The following is a 19,307-nucleotide window of genomic DNA, read 5'->3' as shown; positions in this document are numbered from 1 at the left end:
ACCCTCGGGCGCAGAGTACTCGATGTAGCCATCTTTGTCCGCCCAGATTCGAACGTCGCGCGACGCCATGCCGCCTCACTCATCCCTCGATCACTTGGCACGAATAGGAAATGCGGTCTTCAGCGCACCGGTTGATGGATCGTACCAACCTTCGATCCTTATGCCACGGTGACTTCCCGCCCACTTCCCGGACCTGGTATTGATGTCCTTGGTCTCAGTGAACGCTCGTTCTACAGCATGTCGCACCTGCGCCGACGACCATTCGTCCGGGAAGAACGTACTTTTCGCCCGCTTCTCGACCCAGTCGTTCCCGTTCCAGTCCCGTCTGGTAGCAGTTCCTTGGTATACGCCGTTGGCATCTGCCTCACCGCGTTTGGTGGTGCGCCAGCCGTGGCGGTCCCGGCCGCCTTCGCGGTGGTGGTAGCCGGTGGTCTTGCCGTTCTTGAACTCACCCTTGAGGATGTGGTCCATCGCCGATTCAGGGACGTGCCGTTTACACAGCGACAGGCCGAGCGGGTCGGTCCAGTACATCGGATTCGGCACATAGGCGTGCGGGTTCTCACCGCCCTCCAGCCCGAGCGGATCAGGGCTGGTATACCTGCCAGTCGACGGGTCGTAGTACCGGAAGTAGTTGTAGTGCCAGCCGGTCTCCTCGTCCGCGTACTGCCCGGCGAAGCGCAGTGGGCATGACGGGCCGGTGCGTTGTGGTGGCAGCACCGGCCCGCCCCACAACGTCGTCGCGTGCCGCCAGACGACCGTCCCGCTCGGGTCCACCAGTTCCGTGGGTGTGCCGACCAGGTCGGTGACGATCGCGTGGAACCGTCGGTCGATGATGTCCTGGGGTGCGCCACGCAGCCGACCCTGGTCGATCTGGGTGATGGGGTGCCCGGTGTCCGGGTGGTAGTCCCAGGTGGTGGTCCACGTACCGCCGCCCGAGGTATGCACCTGTTCGGCCAGTCGGGTGCCGTCCCACACGAAATCGACCCGGCTCAGCACGGCGCCGTTGCTGTCGAGTTGTCGTTTGCCGATGCGTCGGCCGAATGGGTCGTAGGCGTACTGCCATCGGCGGCCGTCCGGTGTGACCGTCTCGATCAGACGGTCCTCGGCGTCCCAGGTGAACCGCCAGGTCCGGTGCATACCGGACAACGTGCGGATATGCCTGGCAACGACCCGGCCCTGCGCGTCGTAGTCATACCGAGTCCGCCCCGCGGACCGAAGCAATGTCCCGGTGTACGCCCGCGGACCGGCTTGGTCGTCCGCCGGGTCCGGCAGCTGTGCCTGGGTGATGTTGCCCGCCCGGTCGTAACCGTACGACTCGGCGCGACCAGCCGCAGTCACCCGGCCCAGTTGGTCGAGCACGAACTCGCGGTCTCCGGTCATGGAGTCGCGCGCCCCGGTCACGTAACCATCCGCGCGGTAGCGCCAGCCCCGCTGCTGCACCGTCCGCCCGGCGGCCCGCAGGCTCTGCGCACGCAGCCGATGCATCGGGTCCCACTCGTGCACGAGCATCGCGCCGGGTAGCTGCCTGCGGACCTCCCGGCCTGCCAGGTCGTAGTCGAACCGCACCGTCCGACCGCCGCTGTGCAGGGCGACGACCTGGTCCGTGCTGTCGTACTCCCAGGTGGACACCAGGCCAGATGGCGTGGTCCGACTCGTCCGGCGGCCCACCACGTCAAGTTCGCTGGTGACCACCCGACCGTCGACGGTCTCGCGGATGACCCGGCCGAGCACGTCTCGTTCGATCACGACCTCGGTGTCGGGATTGGCCGCGCGGACGAGATTGCCCGCCGGGTCGTAGCCGAACCGCGTCACGCGGTCGTCGCTGCGCTGCTCGACGACGTTTCCCAGGACGTCGTACTCGAACGCGACGCGCTGGCCCGCGGCGTTCGTCCGCGTGGTCAGCTGTCCGGCCTCGTCCCAGGTGTAGGTGGTGGTGTGGCCGTTGAAGTCGGTCTCCCGCACCAGGTCACCGACGTCGTCGTACTCGTAATGCCAGACAAGGCCCTGTGGGTTGGTGACGCTGGTCAGGCGCAGCTCGGCGTCGTAGCCGTAGACCGTCGTGGCGTCGTCGGGCGTGGTGACCGTCGCGGGCCGGTCGAAGTTGGTCGAGGTCATCCGGGTCGTCCGGCCCACCGCGTCGATGTAGGCCACCAGGTTGCCCTCGGAGTCGTAGCGCCACTGCTCGGCACTCCCGTCGGGCAACGTGCGCCACAGCGGGTTGCCGCCGACCGTCCAGCCCTGTCGGGTGCTCCCGCCCAGCGGATCGATCGTCGCGGTGATCCGGCCGAACCGGTCGCGCTCGTACCGGGTCACCGACCCCTGTGGATCGGTGACTGCCATCGGCAGCCCGGCCGCGTTCGGCTCGATCCTGGTGACGCCGCCCACCGGGTCGGTGACCGCCACCATGTGGCCGTCCTCGCCGTATCCGTACCGGGTCGTCGCGCCCGCGGGTGTCGTGGTGGCGGTGATCCGACCGAGGTCGTCGTACTCGTGGTGCCAACTGCCACCGGAGGTGTCGCCGACCCGGGTCACCTGCCCTCGGTCGTCGCGCTCGACGATCACGCTCGCGCCGTCGGCCCTCGTCAGCCCGAGGAACGTGCCGTCCTCGTCCCTGATGTACCGCGTGACCCTGCCGAGCTTGTCCGCCCGGGACAGCAGGTTGCCGAATCTATCCCATGTAGACAGTATGGTCCGACCTCGGGGATCGGTCTCCCGAACGACGTGGCCGAGTTCGTTGTACTCGAACGTCGTGTTGTGGCCGAGGGCGTTGGTGTAGACGGTGGTACGGCGTTCCGGCTCGTAGTGGAACCGAGAGTCGAGCGCGCCGTCCTTGCCCTCGGTATGGTCACACCGGCCGTTCTCGTCGTAGTGGTAGCGGTACCACTCGTCGTTCCCGTCGGTCCATGACACGAGCCTGCCGTCGTCGTCATAGCCGAACCGGGCTGCCGACCTCCCGACCACCGCGACCTCCGCAAGATGACCGGCTTGGTCGTACCGGTATCCGGCAAGCCCGACCGACTCGTCGCCGGTCGTGCCGGGTCGCAGGTGCAGTCCGGTCACCCGGCCGTCGACCGTGTCCACGTCGATGTGGTAGCCGCCGGAATGCCGTAGCCCGGACAACTGCCCGTCGGTGTAGTCGAGGTCGATCCGACCGCCCACCGGGGTGGTGATCGCGACGAGCGGCCGATCCGCGCCCGCCGCCCACATCGGACCGACCACGCCGAAATGGAGGGTGCGGCCCTCATCCGGCATGGACACCGTGAACCCGTGGCCGGTCCTGCGCAGCGGCCAGCGCACGCCGTGTTCGGGCATGACCGGGTCCGTGCCGTCCGGATGCGGGTACTCCAGAACCCGCGCGTCCTCGGTGAAATACCGGATCCCCAGCGGTCCCACGGCCACGCGTTGGTCCAGAGTGGACGCCCAGGACGGACCGAACAGCCTGCCGGACCGATAGGACGACAGGTGGGTGCGGTTGAGCACCAGGTCCAGGCTCCCGGGCAGCTCGACATCTGTCTGGGTGGCGAACACGTGCCCGGTGACCGGGTCGACCGGGTCGCCGCAGTCCGGTCGGTCGCCCGGGGCGCGGGCGGTGTCGACGGGGTCGCCGGGGTGCGCGCCGCTCGGGTCCGTGCCCTGTCCCCGGGCCGTCGGGGTCTCGTCGGGGACGTGCGCCCGGCCACCCTCCGGAGTGTGCGCCCGGCCCTCGGAGCGCAGCTTCCGCAGCTTGTCGCCGATCTTGCCGAACAGGTCCTGCAGCTTCTTGAGCAGTGGGGTGACTTTGCCGATCGCGTCGGTCACCTTGCCCAGCAACCGCGACACCTTGGCCATCGCGTTGGACACCGCGGCGGCGACCTGCCCGATCACCACCGGGGTGGCCAGGCCGAGCGTGAACGCTTCCTCCAACAGCCACTGCACGGCGTCCCCGACCAGCCGGGCGATCAGGTCGCGCACGGTCGAGCGGACCATGTCGACCAGCGATCCCATGATCGTGGTGGCCGTGGAGAGGCCGTCGGTTACCGACGACGCCGAGGTCAGCGCGTCGGTCAGCCCGGCGGAGGTCTGCCGGTAGGCGTCCGCCGCCGGTCCCTGCCAACCCGTGAGGTCCGCGCGTACCGCGGCCTCGTGGTCCGCGCGGATCGCGTCGAGTTCCCTGGCGACGTTGTCCCAGGTCTGCCCATAGGCGGCGATCACATCCGGTTTGCCCGCCAGCCAGTCCAGCGCCCGGCGCAGCGGCTCGAAGTGTTCCATCAGCCAGCCCGCGCCCGCGGCGAACAACGCGCCGAACGGGTTGGCGACGGTGTCGGTGATGTCACCGGCCAGCCCCAGCGCGCCAAGCCCGCCCTCCAGCCAGCTGCCCGAGGAGATGCCCTCGCAGGTGGCCATGGCGTCCTCGGCGAGCGGGATGCCGGAGTACCCGGCGGTCGAGTCGACCGGCCGGGCGACCAGCGGGTTGCCCATCAGACCGGCCCGCCGCGGAACGCGTCGGCGTTCGCGTCCTCGGTGCCGTCGTAGGAGCGCTGGACCGAGCGCATCCCCTCGGCGTGCGTGGTGACGGTGTCCTCGGCCTGGGAGATCATGTCCGTGCCCAGCGACTCGAATGGGTCCAACAGCCATGCGAACGGGCGGCCAAGCACTCCGTACGCGTCGTTGTCCATCGACACCTCGCGCGCCGCCGACAATGCGGTGCCCAGCCGCTCCCGCACCCCGTCGAGGCTCCTGGCGTGCTTCGCCAACGCCTCAGTGATGACGTCGAAACCGTCGTCCTCGGCCACCGCCCCTACCACCGGTCGCGCAGCGGATCGCTGTCGGAGTAGTCGTCGGGACCCGGCGGGCGTCGGGGGCCGTCGACACCGGGTTCGTCCGGTTCGTCCGGGAACGACTCCGCCGCGGTCCGCAGCATGTGCGCGACCACGCCGTCACCGGCCAGGCCGAGATCCTCGGCTGTCCGCGCCATCAGCTCCGGGATCCTGGACTGCGCGCGGCGCAGGGTCGCCATGATCGTGGCGGACACGACCGACATCGACTGCTGCCCGGCGGCGTCGGCGAGGGTGATGTCGGTGGGCAGCCCGTTCGAGCCCACGGTCACCGTCACCACGCCGTCCGCCGACGTCTCGGTGGCACTCAGCCCGGCGATCCGACCGGTCAACTCCTGCACCTCGGCCAACTGCTGCCGACCGGAGTGCTCCCAGTCCGTGACCATCGCCTGGACCGCGGCCAACTCCGCGTCCGGGTCACCCACCATGAGCCCTCCCCCTTGCCACCCATCCGCACCGAACCTACCCGACGACCGGTCCGTGTTCAGGCGGTTCCACCCGAAGCGTGCAATCGGGTGAAGAACCCCGACGTCCACCGCAGGCGGAGTGGTGCTCGGAAGCTGCCTTTCCGGGAGTTCGATGGTGATCCGGGCCAGGCGATTCAGACGGCGGCGCGCATGGTGGCGGTGGCGAACTCGCGCATGCCGGTCTCGAAAGAAACCGTGGAGTGCCAGTCGAGTTCTCGGCGGATGCGGGCCGGGGAAGCCACGATGTGGCGGACGTCGCCGATTCGGTATTCGCCGGTGACTATCGGGAGTGGGGTGCCCGCGGTGGTGGCGATGGCTGTGGCGACGTCCAGGATGGAGTGTGGGGTTCCGGTGGCTACGTTGTAGGTGCGCAGGCCTGGGGAGTCGTAGGTGAGGGCGGCGACGTTTGCCGCCGCGATGTCGCGGACGTGGATGAAGTCTCGAATGGACTGGCCGTCCTCGTAGACGCGGGCCGGGACGCGGTCGGCGACGGCGGTGCGGAAGACGCCCGCGACGCCGGAGTACGGGCTCTGGTGGGGCATGTGGGGGCCGTAGACGTTGTGGTAGCGCAGGGCGACGGCGTGGGCGCCGGTCTCGCGGGCCCAGGCGCCGACGAGGTGTTCCTGGGACAGTTTGGTCACCGCGTAGACGTTTCGGGGTGGGTCGAGGAGGTCGTCCTCCTCGACCGGGCTGGCGGTCAGCGGGGCGCCGCACAGGTCGCAGGTGGGTTCGAAGCGGCCGTGGTCCAGATCGGCCTTCGAGCGGCGGCCGGGGTGGACGCGGCCGTGTGCCGGGCAGTCGTAGCGGCTGTCGCCGTAGATGACGACCGAGCTGGCCAGGACCAGCCTGCCCAGGTCGCGGCGGACCATGGCGTCCAGCAGGGTCGCGGTGGCCAGATCGTTGCAGCCGACGTACTCGACCACGTCGCGGATCTCGCGGCCGCGGCCGACCATGGCGGCCTGGTGGCTGACCACGTCGATGCCCGCCAGCGCCCGCTCGACGGTGGCCGGGGAACGCAGGTCGCCGACGACGAACTCCACGCCGTCGGGCAGGGACGGCGCCTGGCCGCTCGGGTGCACCGCCGGTAGCAGCGCGTCCAGCACCCGGACCTGGTGGCCCTGCGCCACCAGTGCCTCCACCACGTGGCGGCCGATGAAGCCGGCGCCACCGGTCACCAACACACGCATACGCACACTCCGCGGTCGTCGGGTCAACGGGCCACCAGGCTGTCCCGCCGCGCTCAGGGCCCGCTCGAAGGCGTGTGGACGGCCCGTCGACCGGCTGCTCATAGCTTCGGCGGCACTCGTCGACCGAACTGGGCGGTGCACACCATGGTGAATCCGGTACTCCAACACGCGCCAGCCGCGCAGCGGGCCGTGGTGGTCGGCGCGGCGGGGTTCGTCGGGCGCAGGCTCGCCGCGGCGCTGTTGCGGGCGGAGGTGGCGACCGCCTGCCTGACCCGGCAGTCGCGGTTCCTGCTCAAGGACGACCTGGCGCACCCGCTGCACCAGGCCGACATCGTGTTCTACCTGGCCAGCAGCATCAACCCGGCGCTCGGGGAGAAGCACCCGGAATGGGCGGCGGCCGACCACCGGCTGTTCAGCACCCTGCTGGACCGGCTCAGCGGGTTCCGCGAGCCGCCGACCGTGGTGCTCACCAGCTCCGGTGGCACCGTGTACGACCCGGACTGTCCCGCGCCGTACGCCGAGTCGGATCCGTTGCGCCCCAGTGGTTCCTACGGCGCGGCCAAGCTCGCCCTCGAACGGGAGCTGCTCGACCACGCCGACCGGGTGCCCGCCGTCGTGCTGCGACTGTCCAATGTCTACGGTCCCGGCCAGGCGGTCGGCACCGGGCAGGGCGTGCTGGCCTACTGGCTGGCGGCGGCCGCGCGGGGCGAGCCGCTGCAGCTCATCGGGGACCCGGACAACACCCGGGACTACGTCTACGTCGACGACGTCGTGGACGCGCTGTGCCTGCTGCGCTCGCCCGCCGGTCGGGCGGCCGTGGCGCCGGGTTCCCCACTGGTGCTCAACATCGGCTCGGGCGAACGCACCTCGCTGGCCGAGCTGGCGCGGGTGGTCCAGGACGTGGTCGGCGCCCGGCTGCCGGTCCGCACGCGGCCGGGGCGGCCGTTCGACCGCGGGCACGTCTGGCTGGACGTGCGGCGGGCCGGGCGGACGCTGGGCTGGCGGCCGCGCACCTCGCTGCCCGACGGGGTGGCCGCGGCCTGGCGGGCCACGGCGCGCCCGCTCTCCGCACGCTGAACCAACAACGGGAAAGGCTGACAATGCTAGCTGAGCTGCTCGCCCACTCCGGGAAGGCCATCCTGACCGGCATCCCGCCCAACGGCAAGGACTACTGGGCCGCACGCTTCTGGGACCGGGAGTCCGCCGAGCAGCACCCGCTGCTGCGCGGCGACTTCCTGATCCAGAAGGACACCATCGCCGACTTCCTGCGCGACCACGGCGGCGACGCCGGGCGGGTGCTGGAGTTCGCCTGCGGCACCGGCGAGTTCACCGCGCTGGCCGCCGAGCACACCCCGGCGCGGGAGATCACCGCGCTGGACATCTCCGCCGAGGGCCTGCGCCGGGCGCGCGAGCGGGTCCGGCACGACAACCTGCGGCTGGTACAGGGCGACTTCTGGACCGACAACGGTCTGGGCACCGCCGACCTGGTGATGTGCGTGGACGCCATCCACCACCTCGGCGACGTGGCCGAGGTGCTCACCCGGCTCAAGGCGTTCGTCCGGCCGGGCGGGACGCTGATCGGGAACCTGTGGACCGCCGACCACTTCCACGAGTTCCAGCGCAAGCGCTACGGCTCGGTCGAGCACCTGCGGCGGACCGCGGCGTTCTTCGGCACCGCGCTGATGATCCGGGCCTCCCGGGGCAAGCTCAAGACCGGCGCGTACCGCACCCAACTGGTGCGCAGCGAGCAGGCGCTGGCGATCCTGCACTCGGTGTTTCCCGAGGTGGTCGAGGTGCGCAGGCAGAAGTACTTCATGGGCTTCGTCTGCAAGGTGTGAACCCGAGCGCGCGGAAAGGAGGAGACCTACCATGACCAGCCTCACCAGCCCGGCCGACATCATCCGGCTCGGGATGTCCTTCAGCACGGCCAAGTGCCTGCTCACCGGCCTGCGGTACGACCTGTTCGGCAAGCTCGCCGACGGACCTCTCGACGCGGGCCAGGTACAGGCCGAGCTGGGGCTGCACGAGCGCGGTGTCCGTGACTTCCTCAGTGTCCTGGTCAATCTGGGACTGTTGCAACGGGACGGACAGCGTTATCGCAACAGCACCACCAGCGAACGATATCTGGTGCGCGACTCCCCCAGCTACGTCGGCGGCTTCCTGGAGCGCGCCGACCGGATGCTCTACCCCGCGTGGGGGAGGCTGGACGAGATGCTGCGTACCGGGCGTCCCACGGCGGAGGCCGACTACCTGGAGATGGTCCGCGACCCGGGCAGGCTGCGGCAGTTCCTCGGCATGATGGACGCGCTGACCACGCTGATCGGGCCCGAGCTCGCGCAGGCCCTGGACTGGTCCGGCCACCGGTCCGTGCTCGACCTCGGCGGCGCCCGGGGCAACCTGGTCGCGGGCCTGGTCAAGGCGCACCCGCACCTGCGCGGTGGCGTGTTCGACCTGCCGGTGATGGCCGAGCCGTTCGCCGAGCACATGGCCGCGCTCGGGCTGACCGACCGGGTCGCGTTCCACGGCGGCGACTTCTTCCGGGACGACCTGCCCGCCGCGGAGGTCATCGTGGTCGGGCACGTGCTGCACGACTGGGCGCCGGAACAGTGCCGGGCCATCGTGCGCAAGGCGTACGCCGCGCTTGAGCCCGGCGGCGTGCTGGTGGTCTACGACCGGATGGTGGACGACGGGCTGACCGACCTGACCAACCTGGTGGTGAGCCTGTCCATGATGCTCACCACCGAGGGCGGCGCCGAGTACACGCCCGGCGAGTACCGGTCCTGGCTCGAAGAGGCCGGGTTCCGGGTGGGCGATGCCCGGCAGCTGGGTGAGACGGACACCCTGCTGGTCGGCATCAAGTAGCGGAACGAAACGGGACCCGGCGGGATTTCTCCCGCCGGGTCCCGTTTCGTTCCGTCAGTAGCTCGCGTCGACCAGGAACACGCCGAACGGGCTGCCGTGCCGGTGGTCCTGGAACGGCCGCAACGGCGCGGTGGCGTCCCGGTGTCCCGGGCCCTGCTCCCACTCCCGGAACGCGGCCTGCCCGGACCAGCGGCTGACCACCGCGAACGCCGTCGGGTCGACGGTGGAGCGCAGCAGCTCGTTGCCCAGCAGGCCCGGCACGCCCGCCAGGCGCCTGCTCACCGTGTGGTAGGCGTCGGTCACCGCGGCGGGATCGGTCGTGGTCAGGTAGACGTGCACGCGGAGTTCCCCGGCCACCGGTCACTCCCCGCCCGCGGGCATGTGCACGACGACGTGCATGGTCTGCATGGAGCCGCCGCTGCGGTACGGGTGCAGCTTCTCCCGGTGCGCGAGGTGCCCGGCGCTGCGTTCGAACTCCCGGAACCGCGGCTCGTCCGCCCAGTCGCTGGTGATGTAGTAGACGCCGTCCTCCTCGGCGCTGCGGGCCAGCCACTGGCCCAGGTTGGCCGGATGGCCGGTGACCGACCGGCCGACCTCGGCCCACACCCGCTCGAACCCCGCCTCCATGCCGGGCTTGATCTGCATCCGCAGCTGCACCCGGAACACCTCGCTCATGAGATACCCCCGTCCACGTGGATGGTCGCGCCGGTGACGTACCGGGACAGGTCGCTGGCCAGGAACAGCACGGCACCCGCGACCTCGGCCGGGGTGCCGAGCCTGCCGAGCGCGGTCTTGCCCCGGTAGCGGTCGAGCAGGACGGCGCGCCGGTCGGCGGGCATCTCGTCGAACGCCTCGGTCTCGATCACGCCCAGCGCGAGCACGTTGAACCGGATGTCCCGGTCGCCGAACTCCTTGGCCAGCGACCGGGTCAGGCCGCGCAGCGCGGCCTTGGTGGCGGTGTAGTGCGCCCGCAGCGGGATGCCGACCTCGCTGGACTTGGACCCGATGTTGACCACCGAGGAACCCGGGCCGAGCAACGGCAGCGCGCCCTGGATCACCAGGTGCGCTGCGGTCAGGTTGGTGTCGACCACCCGGTGCCAGTCCTCGATGGACAGTTCGGCATAGGGGACGTGGCTGATCGCGCCCGCGTTGTTCACCACCAGGTCGAGGCCGCCCAACCGGTCCCGGGTCTCGGCCAGCAGCTCGGTGATCTGCTCGGGCCTGGCCAGGTCGGCGCGCAGCACGTGGTGCTGTCCGCCGGTCTCCTTCAGTTCGTGCCGCAGCGAGTCGACCGCCGCGCTGTCCTGCCGGTAGCAGGTGACCACGTCGACGCCCGCGGCCGCGAGCGCGGTCACCACGCCCCGGCCGATGCCGCGGGATCCCCCGGTCACCAACGCCTTGCGCCCTTTCAGGCCGAGATCCATCGTGTACTCCTGTCTCTTCAGCAGGTCAGCGGTCAGTTCTCACTGGACAGTTCTCATGGGACAGTCACGATCCCGATGGCCGCGCAGTTGGCCAGCAGCGCGAGCACCGTCAGCACGGTGCGCACCCGGTTCCATCTACCCCAACCCGGCCGCGGGTCGCGTTCGGCGAAGTCGGCGGGCAGGTCGTCCGGGTCGACCGTGCGCACCCACCGGTTCACCGGCACGTTCTTGGTCAGCGACACCACCAGGGTCTTGACCGCCAGCAACGCGGCCCCCAGCCACAGGTGGAACAGCGCCTGCTGCTCGGCGAACACGGCGAGCACGCCGTCGCCGACCGCGGTGAGGACCAGGCAGGCGGGCATGAACGGGTCGTACCGGGTGGCGAAGAACGCGTGTGTGGACACGTAGCGGTCGGCGGGCAGCGAAGCCAGCAGCGGCCAGTTGCCCAGTTGCGTGCCCACCAGCACCCCGGCGGCGAGACCGTTGGCCACCAGCACCAACGGGGCCAGCACAGCCAGCAGCATGGGACTCCCTCCCGGTCAGCCGCGGGCCGCGGCCTCGACCCGTTCCTTGATCAGCTTCTGTTGCACCGCCGAGTTGCGGTTGATCCGCGCCACCATGTCCACCGTGGTCACCGGCGCGGTCGGCTTCATCTCGAAGTCCTGCACCCAGCGCAGCACCACCCCGCGCTCGGTCTCCTCGTACTCCCAGAACAACGACATGTATTTGAACGGCCCGGTCTCCACCCGGTGCGCGCGTACCGACCCGGCGGCCCGATCCTGGGTGCGTTCGGACACCCAGCTCCAGGTCCGGCCCTGCTCGTCGGGGTGCATGGTGATCCGGAACAGCACGGTGTCGCCGCGCCGGTCGAGCACCTCGGTGGCGGCGTATTCGCTGAACAGCCCCGGCCAGGACGCCACGTCGTTGGTCATCCGCCAGACCAGGTCCAGCGGCGCGTCGATCAGCACGGAGTTGTCAGTGTGCCCGGACATCGGTCCCCCTGGCGGCGGCGAGCCGGTCGTTGATGTAGCGGACCGCGACCGCGGGGGTCGGCATGTCCTCCACCGCGTCGTCCGGGATCACCACGCCGTAGCGGCGCTGCACGTGGCTGGTGAGGTCCAGCAGGGCCAGCGAGTCGTAGCCCAGCTCGGTGAACTCGGTGTGCGCGGTGCTCACGTCCAGCGGCGCCGAGTCGTCGGCGCCCGAGCCGGTGCGGAGGATCTCCGCCAGCTCGTCGAGGGTGAACTCCTTGGTCGTCACGTCATGCTCCTCTCGTTCCGCGCCCCACGACCAGCGCGGCGGTGAAACCGCCGTAGCCCCGCGCGAGGACCAGGGCGGTGTCCATGGGGCGGTGCCTGGGCTGTCCGAGCACCAGGTCGATGTCGCAGCCGTGCGCGAGGCGAGTCGGCCCGACGGTGTGCGGGATGGTCCCCTCGCGCAGGGCCAGCAGCGCGGTGACCACGTCGAGCGGGGCCGCGCCGCCGTAGAGCCGTCCGGTCAGCGTCTTGGGGGCGGTGACCGGGACCGCGCCCGGCCCGAAGACCTCGCCGATGGCGCGCGCCTCGGCGAGATCCTCGGCGGGGATGCCTGCCGCGTCGGCGAACACCACGTCCACCTCGGCCGGTGTCACGCCCGCGTCGCGCAGGGCGAGTTCGATGGTGCGGCGCACCGCGGGCGGGCGGTCGCTGCCCGGCGGCGGGTCGAAACCGGCGGCGTAGCCGAGCACGACGCCGAGGTGGTCGGGGCAGTCCTGTTCCGGCCGTAGCACCAGGATCGCCCCGCCCTCGCCGGGCAGGTGGCCGGAGGCCTGTTCGTCGAACGGCAGGTAGGCCCGGCGTGGGTCCTCCACTGTGGATAGTCGACCGGTGGCCAGCTGGGCGACGAACCCGTACGGGCTCAGCGAGGCGTCGGTGCCGCCGGTCACCACCAGACCGAGGCCGTCGCGGATCAGCCGCCGGGCCTGACCGAGCGCGTCCAGGCCGCCCGCCTGCTCGGCGCAGAGCACCCCGCTCGGGCCGCGCATGCCGTGCCGGATGGAGACCTGGCCGGTGGTGGCCGCGTAGAACCAGGCGATCGACTGGTAGACGCCCACCCAGCTCGGGTCCTTGGCGTGCAGGCTCTGCATCTCGCGTTGACCGAACTCGCAGCCGCCGGAGGAGCTGGCCGTCACCACCGCCATCCGATACTCCGGCACCCGGGCGGGATCCACCCCGGCGTCGGCCAGCGCGTCCGCCGCGGCGGCCAGGCCGAGCTGCGTGTACCGGTCGGTCTGCGCGATCAGCCTGGCCGGGACGCGTTCCTCGATCGGGTACCCGGACACCTCGCCCGCCAGCCGGACGGGATAGCCGGACGGGTCGAACCGGCTGATCCGGTCGATGCCGCTCTTGCCTGCCAACACCGCCTGCCAGTGCTCGTCGGCGGTGACACCGGTCGGCGCGACCACGCCGACACCGGCCACGACGGCCCGCGGGGCCGCGTGCACAGCGCTCATCTGTTCCCCACTCTCAGACCCTGGTCAGGACCATCGCGCTCTGGAAGCCGCCGAACCCGCTGCCGACGCAGAGCACGCCGGACATCCGGTGCACCCGCGCGGTCACCGGCACGTAGTCCAGGTCGCACTCGGGATCGGGCTCGGCCAGGTTCGCCGTGGGCGGCACCACCTGCCGCTGTAGCGCGAGCGCGCAGGCGGCCACCTCGATCGAGCCGATCGCGCCGAGCGAGTGGCCGATCATGGACTTGATCGAGCTGACCGGCACCCGGTAGGCGTGCGCGCCGAGACTGCGCTTGAAGGCGGCGGTCTCGTGCCGGTCGTTCTGTTTCGTCCCGGAACCGTGCGCGTTGATGTAGTCGATTCCCGTTCCGTCCCGGCGCGCCATGGCGAGGGCGGCGTCGATCGCCTCGGCCATCTCCCGGCCGTCGGGACGCAGGCCGGTCATGTGGAAGGCGTTGCTGCGCCCGGCGAACCCGCCGACCTCGGCGTAGATCCGGGCACCCCGGCGACGGGCGGCCCCGGCCTCCTCCAGCACCAGCACGGCGGACCCCTCTCCCAGCACGAACCCGTCCCGCCGGGCGTCGAACGGGCGGGAGGCGTGCCCTGGGTCGTCGTTGTTGGGTGAGGTGGCCTTGATGGCGTCGAAGCAGGCCAGCGCGATCGGCGACACCGGCGCGTCGGTGGCCCCGGTGACGGCCACGTCCGCGGTGCCCTCCTCGATCAGCCGCGCCGCGTGGCCGATGGCGTCCAGGCCGGAGGTGCAGCCGGTGGACACCAGCACGACCGGGCCCTCGGCGGCCACGTCCCTGGCCACCTCGACGGCGAGCGTGCTGGGCACCATGTAGCCGTAGAGGTGCGGCACGCCGTAGGTGTGGTCGAGCAGCCACTGCCTGCCGTCGTCGGAGAGCACCTCGAACTCCTCCTCCAGCCCGGAGGTGCAGCCGATCGCGCTGCCGACCGACACCGCGATCCGCGACGGGTCCAGTGTGGACAGTTCGAGCCCGCTGTCCGCCACCGCCTCGCGCGTACTCACCACGGCGAACTGCGCGGCCCGGTCCATCCGCCGCACCTGCCGCGTGGTCAGTCCGGCCGCCAGCGGGTCGAAGTCGACCTCGGCGGCGATCCGGGACCGGTGGCCCGCCGGGTCGAACAGGGTGATGCCGCGGGTCGCGGTGCGGCCCGCGACCAGCAGGTCCCAGAAGGACTCCCGGTCCGGGCCGCCGGGCGCGACCACGCCGATCCCGGTGATCACGGCCTTGCGCGCCATGGCTCAGCCCACCGCCGGATTCGGGTCGTCCGGCGCGGGCAGCGCCTCGGTGTCCACATGGCCGAGGTCCGGCCGCGGCGCCAGCGGCGACAGGTGGAAGACCGCGTGCGCCCGGTCCGGGCCGACGTTGGTCACCCGGTGTCGCACCCCGATCGGCACCAGCAGCGAGTCGCCCGGCCCGAGCGGGACCGGCTCGCCGTCCAGGGCCACCACCAGGTCGCCGTGCACGACGTGCAGGAACTCCTCGGAGTACGGGTGGTAGTGCTCGGCGACGAACTCGCCGGGCGCCAGCCACAGCACGCCGCCGAAGCCGGAGGTGGCGCCGACCGTGCGCGGGCTGAGCGCGACCCGCAGGTCGCCGCCGCGACGCCGGTTCGGCGCGATGTCGGCCGCGGCCACCTTCCACGCGCGCGCCTCGGTCATCGCGCGCTCCAGGTGTAGAAGGACCGCGCCATCGCGTCGCGGGGGCTGCGCCAGTCCGGCGAGTACGGCTGGATGAACGGCCGCAGCTGCTGGTCGACCTCCCGGAACAACGGGTGCGTGCGGGCCTGGTCGACCTGGCCTGCCACGTCCCGGTCGGCCTCGACGAGGTGGAAGTACAGGTCGTAGTAACGGAACAGGGTGCGGCGGGAGACGCCGACGAGGTGCGGCAGCTCGGTGGCGTCGGAGCGGGCGAACACATCGGCCACCGCGTCCGCGTCGCCCGCGTCCATCCTGGCCACGATCAAGGTCCGGTGTTCCATGGAGAACCCCCTGGGGAGACGAACGTGCATCCCCAGGGTGGCCACGACCGGTGGAAGGGCGCTCGAAACCGCCCCCACCGACCGTCCACTGCATTCCACAGTGGACATTTCGGCACACCGGACATCTCAGGGCGGGAGAGTTCCCCTCCATGAAAGGTCCGCAGTGCCGGGATGTCAAGGCGTGGGTGGCTCATTCCCGTTGCCATGGTGGCGGTGTGGTCGCCAGGCCGGGGACGATGCCGGGCGGGGACGAGGGGGTGGGCGGCGGGAGAAATCAACACTGCCCCGTCCTCGACCGGGCTCCGAGTGGGGGTGCGCAGGCTGACCGGCGACCCGCCCCCGACCCCGAGGATGTCCGATGAGCACTGAGCGCGTGCCCGTCCTGATCGCAGGCGGCGGCCCCGTCGGCCTGTCCACCGCGGTGTTCCTGGCCCGCCACGGGGTGCCCGCCCTGCTGGTCGAGCGGCGGGGCGCCACCTCGACGCTGCCCCGCGCGCCGGGGTTGCAGGCCAGGACGATGGAACTGTTCCGGGCGGCCGGGATCGGTCGGGACATCCGGGCACTGGAGATGGGCGACTCGCACCCGTACTTCGAGGGCGGGATCCTGCGCGTCGGCACCTTCGCGGAGATCGACGACGCCGTGACGCTGGAGGCGCCGACGCTGGACGGGCCGACGGTCAGCCCGGAGCGGGTGATGGGGTGCGGGCAGGACCGGTACGAGCGCGTGCTGGTGGACAAGGCGCGGGAGTTCGGCGCGCGCGTGTGGTTCGACTCGAAGCTGGTCGAGTTCACCCAGAACGCGGACGGGGTCACCGCGGTCGTGGAGCGGGAAGGCGTGCGACACACCGTGCACGCGGACTACCTCGTGGGGGCGGACGGGGCCCGGAGCGCGATCCGGGAACGGCTGGGCGTGCGACGGACCGGTCGGGGCACCGTGTTCCACGCGTTGAGCGTGTACTTCCGCGCGCCGGAGCTGGAGACCGTGCTCAAGGGACGCAAGTTCATCCTCTGCTACGCGACCGCGCTCGGCACGATGGTGGGCCTGTCCCGCCTGCACGGCCGGGACCCGTGGCTGGCGGCGCCGATCTACCACCCGGAGCGGGGCGAGTCGCCCGAGGACTTCACCGACGAGCGGTGCGTGGAGATCATCCGGTCGGTGTCCGGGCGCGACCTGGACGTGGAGATCATCGCGAAGGTGCCGTGGGAGGGCGCGCAACGGGTCGCGGAACGGTTCCGGGACGGCCGGGTGTTCCTGGCCGGTGACGCCGCGCACGTGCACCCGCCCGCGGGCGGGTTCGGCGCGAACACCGGGATCCACGACGCGCACAACCTGGCCTGGAAGCTGGCCGCGGTGCTGTCGGGGTGGGCGTCGGACCGGTTGCTGGACACCTACGACGCCGAGCGCCGCCGAGTGGGGGCCGCCATGTCGGAACAGGCCATGGTGCGCAACCGGATCCGGCACGGGCACGCAACGGACGAGGACCGCGCGGCGATGGTGGACGACGTCATCATCACGCTGGGCTACCGCTACTCGTCGGCCGCCGTGCCCGGTGGACCGGCCGAGGCCGCGGTGCTGCGGCCGGACCTGCGGCTCGACGGGTCGCCCGGCACGCGCGCCCCGCACCTGTGGTTGCGGCGGGACGGCGTGGAGATCTCCACCGTCGACCTGTTCTGGTCCGACTTCGTGCTGCTCACCGGGCTCGCCGGGACGGCATGGGCGGACGCGGCCGAGCGGGCCGCGAAACACCTGTCGGTCCCGTTGCGCACCGAGGTTGTCGACGGGGTTGTCAATGGGGTTGTCGACGAGGCCGTGTCCCGGGACGTGGACTGGACGTCGGTCTACGGCATCGGTCCGACGGGTGCGGTCCTGGTCCGCCCGGACGGGTTCGTGGCCTGGCGCGCCCCGGCGGCGGTCGACGACCCGGACACCGTGCTGGCCGACGTCCTCGCCCGCGCGGTCGGGCACTGACCCCGGATCCGGTTGGAGGGAAACAGTTCCATGCGCGTGCTTTTCGCGACGTTCGCCTGGCGCTCGCACTACTACCCGCTCGTGCCGCTCGCCTGGGCGCTGGCCAACGACGGCCACGACGTCCGAGTGGCTTGCCAGCCGTCGCTGGCCGGGGTGGTGGCGGAGACCGGGCTGTCGCCGGTGGTGACCGGGCAGGACGTGGACATGGGAGCGCTGGCGCGGCGGGACATCGACAGCGGGCCGCGGGCGAGCGGATCGATGCGGCAGTTCCGGGACGCGAAGGAACAGACCGCCGCGCTCGCGCTGACCAGGTTCCGCACGATCGCCGAGGCCATGGCCGACGACCTGGTCTCGTACGCGCGGGCGTGGCGGCCGGACCTCGTGGTGTACGAGCCGATCGCCTACGCGGGGGCGCTGGCCGCCGAGTTGCTCGGGGTGCCCGCGGTGCGGCACACCTGGGGGGTGGACTCGGTGGCCACGTTCCAGGCCATGGAGGCCGAGGTGCTGCGCCCGCTGTGGCGGCGGTTCGGGCTCGACGAGGTCGGCACGCTCCAGGACCTCGTGGTCGACCCGTGCCCGCCCGACCTGCAACTGCCGTTCGACGTGGTGGACCGCGGCGCGCCCATCCAGCCCATGCGGTATGTGCCCTACAACGGTTCCGCCGTGCTCCCGGACTGGCTGCTCGCCGAACCGGAACGGCCGCGCGTGTGCGTCACCTGGGGTACGTCGATGCCCGCGATCACCGGCAGCCTGGCCCTCGCCGAGCAGGCGTTGGCGGCGGCCGCGCGGACCGACGCCGAGGTGGTGCTGGCCATCCTCGACTCGCACCGGGCACGGCTCGGCGAGCTGCCGGAGGGTGTCCGCGTCGCGGAGTCCCTGCCGTTGCACGCGGTGTTGCGGCACTGTTCCGCCGTGGTGCACCAGGGCGGCGCCGGGACCACGCTGACCGCCGTCACCACCGGGACCCCGCAGATCATCGTGCCCACCATGGGCGACCAGTTCATGAACGCCGAGCGGATCGCGACCGGCGGGGCCGGGCTCTATCTGGAACAGCAGGACCTGGGCCCGGACCTGCTCGTCGAGTCGCTCGACAAGGTGCTGACCGATCCCGCCTACCGCGCCGCGACCGCCGGGATCGCCGACCGCAACGCCGCCCAGCCGACGCCCGCGCACGTCGCGGGGGTGCTGGCCCGCCTCGTCACAGACAGGGAGCAGACATGATCGGTCGCCGGGAACTGCCCGCCGAGTACACGGCGTTCAACACCGAATGGGGCGCGCCGTACGGGCACGCGGCAGCGCAGCAACTGTCCATCCAGGACCGGCTGGACGCCGACGGGCGCGCGGAGTTCGGTCCCTTCGCGTTCCAGGTGAACAGTCTCACCCGGACATTCGAATACCCCTGGGCCTTCCACGCCGCGGAGATCCGGCCGGGAATGCGGGTCATCGAGGTGGGCGGCGGATTGAGCGGTTTCCAGTTCGTGCTCGCCAGGAATGGCTGCGAGGTGTTCAACGTCGACCCGGCCACCTCGGTCAACTGGACATTCGTGCCCGGCAACAGCTGGTCGCTCTCGCAGGAGAACATCGACCTGCTCAACGTCGAGTTCGACACCGACGTCCGGCTCGTGCCCGCGCGGTTGCAGGACGCGCCGCTGCAGGCCGGTTCGTTCGACCGGGTCTTCTGCCTTTCCGTGCTCGAACACGTGGACCTGGCCGAGGGGCAGGGGGTGTTGAAGCGGGCGGAAGAGCTGCTCGCGCCCGGCGGGCGGTGCGTGCTGACCATCGACCTGTTCCTGGACCTCAAGCCGTTCGGGGTGCTGGACTCCAACCACTGGGGGACGAACATCGACGTGCGCGAACTGGTCGCGGCGACCGGGCTGGAACTGGTGCACGGCGACCGCGCCGAGCTGTTCGGCTTCCCGGAGTTCGACCGGGACGCGCTCGTCGACCGGCTGGACGAGATCTTCATCGGCAACTACCCGGCGGTGTCGCAGGCCTTGGTGCTGGAGAAGCCCGTGGCGTGACCTGATCGGTGTTTACCGGGGCGGGGTCCGGCGATATGATCGAGGTATCGCCAGACCCTTTC

Annotated in this window: 20 protein-coding genes; 6 read left to right on the top strand and 14 right to left on the bottom strand. The window is 71.2% G+C overall.

Going from position 1 to position 19,307, the window contains the following annotated elements; translation table 11 throughout:
- Positions 1-90: 90 nt before the first annotated feature.
- The 4 genes from C503_RS38595 to C503_RS0108190 form a co-directional block, all read right to left on the bottom strand.
- Positions 91-4,458 (bottom strand): RHS repeat-associated core domain-containing protein, encoded by a 4,368-nt coding sequence (locus tag C503_RS38595; protein WP_051114770.1) that lies wholly within the window; start codon positions 4,456-4,458, stop codon positions 91-93.
- On the bottom strand, positions 4,458-4,772 hold the full coding sequence (locus tag C503_RS38590; protein WP_018681706.1) for a type VII secretion target: 315 nt from the start codon (positions 4,770-4,772) through the stop codon (positions 4,458-4,460). Before C503_RS38590 ends, C503_RS38595 begins: the two co-directional genes overlap by 1 nt.
- A gap of 5 nt (positions 4,773-4,777) precedes the next feature.
- On the bottom strand, positions 4,778-5,242 hold the full coding sequence (locus C503_RS38585) for a YbaB/EbfC family nucleoid-associated protein (protein WP_018681705.1): 465 nt from the start codon (positions 5,240-5,242) through the stop codon (positions 4,778-4,780).
- A gap of 173 nt (positions 5,243-5,415) precedes the next feature.
- Positions 5,416-6,468 (bottom strand): NAD-dependent epimerase/dehydratase family protein, encoded by a 1,053-nt coding sequence (locus C503_RS0108190; protein WP_018681704.1) that lies wholly within the window; start codon positions 6,466-6,468, stop codon positions 5,416-5,418.
- 144 nt (positions 6,469-6,612) lie between these two features.
- On the opposite strand from C503_RS0108190, the gene C503_RS38580 reads away from it, so the two are divergent.
- From C503_RS38580 to C503_RS0108175, 3 genes are read left to right on the top strand one after another with little or no spacing between them, the layout of a single operon-like run.
- Positions 6,613-7,545 (top strand): NAD-dependent epimerase/dehydratase family protein, encoded by a 933-nt coding sequence (locus C503_RS38580; RefSeq protein WP_156893059.1) that lies wholly within the window; start codon positions 6,613-6,615, stop codon positions 7,543-7,545.
- 23 nt (positions 7,546-7,568) lie between these two features.
- Positions 7,569-8,306, top strand: a complete 738-nt coding sequence (locus C503_RS0108180; protein ID WP_018681702.1) for a class I SAM-dependent methyltransferase — start codon at positions 7,569-7,571, stop codon at positions 8,304-8,306.
- A gap of 31 nt (positions 8,307-8,337) precedes the next feature.
- Positions 8,338-9,330 (top strand): methyltransferase, encoded by a 993-nt coding sequence (locus C503_RS0108175; RefSeq protein WP_018681701.1) that lies wholly within the window; start codon positions 8,338-8,340, stop codon positions 9,328-9,330.
- A 54-nt stretch (positions 9,331-9,384) separates the two neighbouring features.
- On the opposite strand, the gene C503_RS0108170 is transcribed toward C503_RS0108175, so the two are convergent.
- The 10 genes from C503_RS0108170 to C503_RS0108125 are packed head-to-tail and all read right to left on the bottom strand — an operon-like array spanning position 9,385 to position 15,255.
- Entirely contained in the window at positions 9,385-9,687 is a 303-nt protein-coding gene (locus C503_RS0108170; RefSeq protein ID WP_018681700.1) for an antibiotic biosynthesis monooxygenase family protein, read from the bottom strand.
- Positions 9,688-9,690: 3 nt separating this feature from the next.
- Positions 9,691-10,005, bottom strand: a complete 315-nt coding sequence (locus C503_RS0108165; protein WP_018681699.1) for an antibiotic biosynthesis monooxygenase family protein — start codon at positions 10,003-10,005, stop codon at positions 9,691-9,693.
- A complete protein-coding gene (locus C503_RS0108160; protein WP_018681698.1) occupies positions 10,002-10,754 on the bottom strand; it encodes an SDR family NAD(P)-dependent oxidoreductase in 753 nt (250 codons plus the stop codon). The genes C503_RS0108165 and C503_RS0108160 overlap by 4 nt, the downstream gene beginning before the upstream one ends.
- A gap of 53 nt (positions 10,755-10,807) precedes the next feature.
- Positions 10,808-11,278 (bottom strand): anthrone oxygenase family protein, encoded by a 471-nt coding sequence (locus tag C503_RS0108155; protein ID WP_018681697.1) that lies wholly within the window; start codon positions 11,276-11,278, stop codon positions 10,808-10,810.
- 15 nt (positions 11,279-11,293) lie between these two features.
- Positions 11,294-11,746, bottom strand: a complete 453-nt coding sequence (locus tag C503_RS0108150) for an SRPBCC family protein (RefSeq protein ID WP_018681696.1) — start codon at positions 11,744-11,746, stop codon at positions 11,294-11,296.
- Positions 11,730-12,014, bottom strand: coding sequence for an acyl carrier protein (locus C503_RS0108145; RefSeq protein ID WP_018681695.1), 285 nt, complete (start codon positions 12,012-12,014; stop codon positions 11,730-11,732). Before C503_RS0108145 ends, C503_RS0108150 begins: the two co-directional genes overlap by 17 nt.
- Position 12,015: 1 nt before the next feature.
- Positions 12,016-13,245, bottom strand: coding sequence for a ketosynthase chain-length factor (locus C503_RS0108140; RefSeq protein WP_018681694.1), 1,230 nt, complete (start codon positions 13,243-13,245; stop codon positions 12,016-12,018).
- 13 nt (positions 13,246-13,258) lie between these two features.
- On the bottom strand, positions 13,259-14,512 hold the full coding sequence (locus C503_RS0108135; RefSeq protein ID WP_018681693.1) for a beta-ketoacyl-[acyl-carrier-protein] synthase family protein: 1,254 nt from the start codon (positions 14,510-14,512) through the stop codon (positions 13,259-13,261).
- A gap of 3 nt (positions 14,513-14,515) precedes the next feature.
- Positions 14,516-14,935: a cupin domain-containing protein gene (locus C503_RS0108130; protein WP_018681692.1), complete on the bottom strand. Its 420-nt coding sequence runs from the start codon at positions 14,933-14,935 to the stop codon at positions 14,516-14,518.
- The gene (locus tag C503_RS0108125) at positions 14,932-15,255 is read right to left on the bottom strand and encodes a TcmI family type II polyketide cyclase (protein ID WP_018681691.1); all 324 of its coding nucleotides are present in this window, start codon (positions 15,253-15,255) and stop codon (positions 14,932-14,934) included. Before C503_RS0108125 ends, C503_RS0108130 begins: the two co-directional genes overlap by 4 nt.
- A gap of 358 nt (positions 15,256-15,613) precedes the next feature.
- Between C503_RS0108125 and C503_RS0108120 the strand changes: the two genes are divergently transcribed.
- From C503_RS0108120 to C503_RS0108110, 3 genes are read left to right on the top strand one after another with little or no spacing between them, the layout of a single operon-like run.
- Positions 15,614-17,224 (top strand): FAD-dependent monooxygenase, encoded by a 1,611-nt coding sequence (locus C503_RS0108120; RefSeq protein WP_018681690.1) that lies wholly within the window; start codon positions 15,614-15,616, stop codon positions 17,222-17,224.
- A gap of 30 nt (positions 17,225-17,254) precedes the next feature.
- Positions 17,255-18,445, top strand: a complete 1,191-nt coding sequence (locus C503_RS0108115; protein WP_018681689.1) for a nucleotide disphospho-sugar-binding domain-containing protein — start codon at positions 17,255-17,257, stop codon at positions 18,443-18,445.
- On the top strand, positions 18,442-19,245 hold the full coding sequence (locus C503_RS0108110) for a class I SAM-dependent methyltransferase (protein WP_018681688.1): 804 nt from the start codon (positions 18,442-18,444) through the stop codon (positions 19,243-19,245). The genes C503_RS0108115 and C503_RS0108110 overlap by 4 nt, the downstream gene beginning before the upstream one ends.
- The last annotated feature ends 62 nt before the right edge of the window (positions 19,246-19,307 follow it).

This window comes from Actinokineospora enzanensis DSM 44649, from assembly GCF_000374445.1.
Taxonomy (GTDB): Bacteria; Actinomycetota; Actinomycetes; order Mycobacteriales; family Pseudonocardiaceae; genus Actinokineospora; species Actinokineospora enzanensis.
Note: the sequence above shows the minus strand (reverse complement) of the source record. Positions and strands in the feature narration are given on the sequence as shown.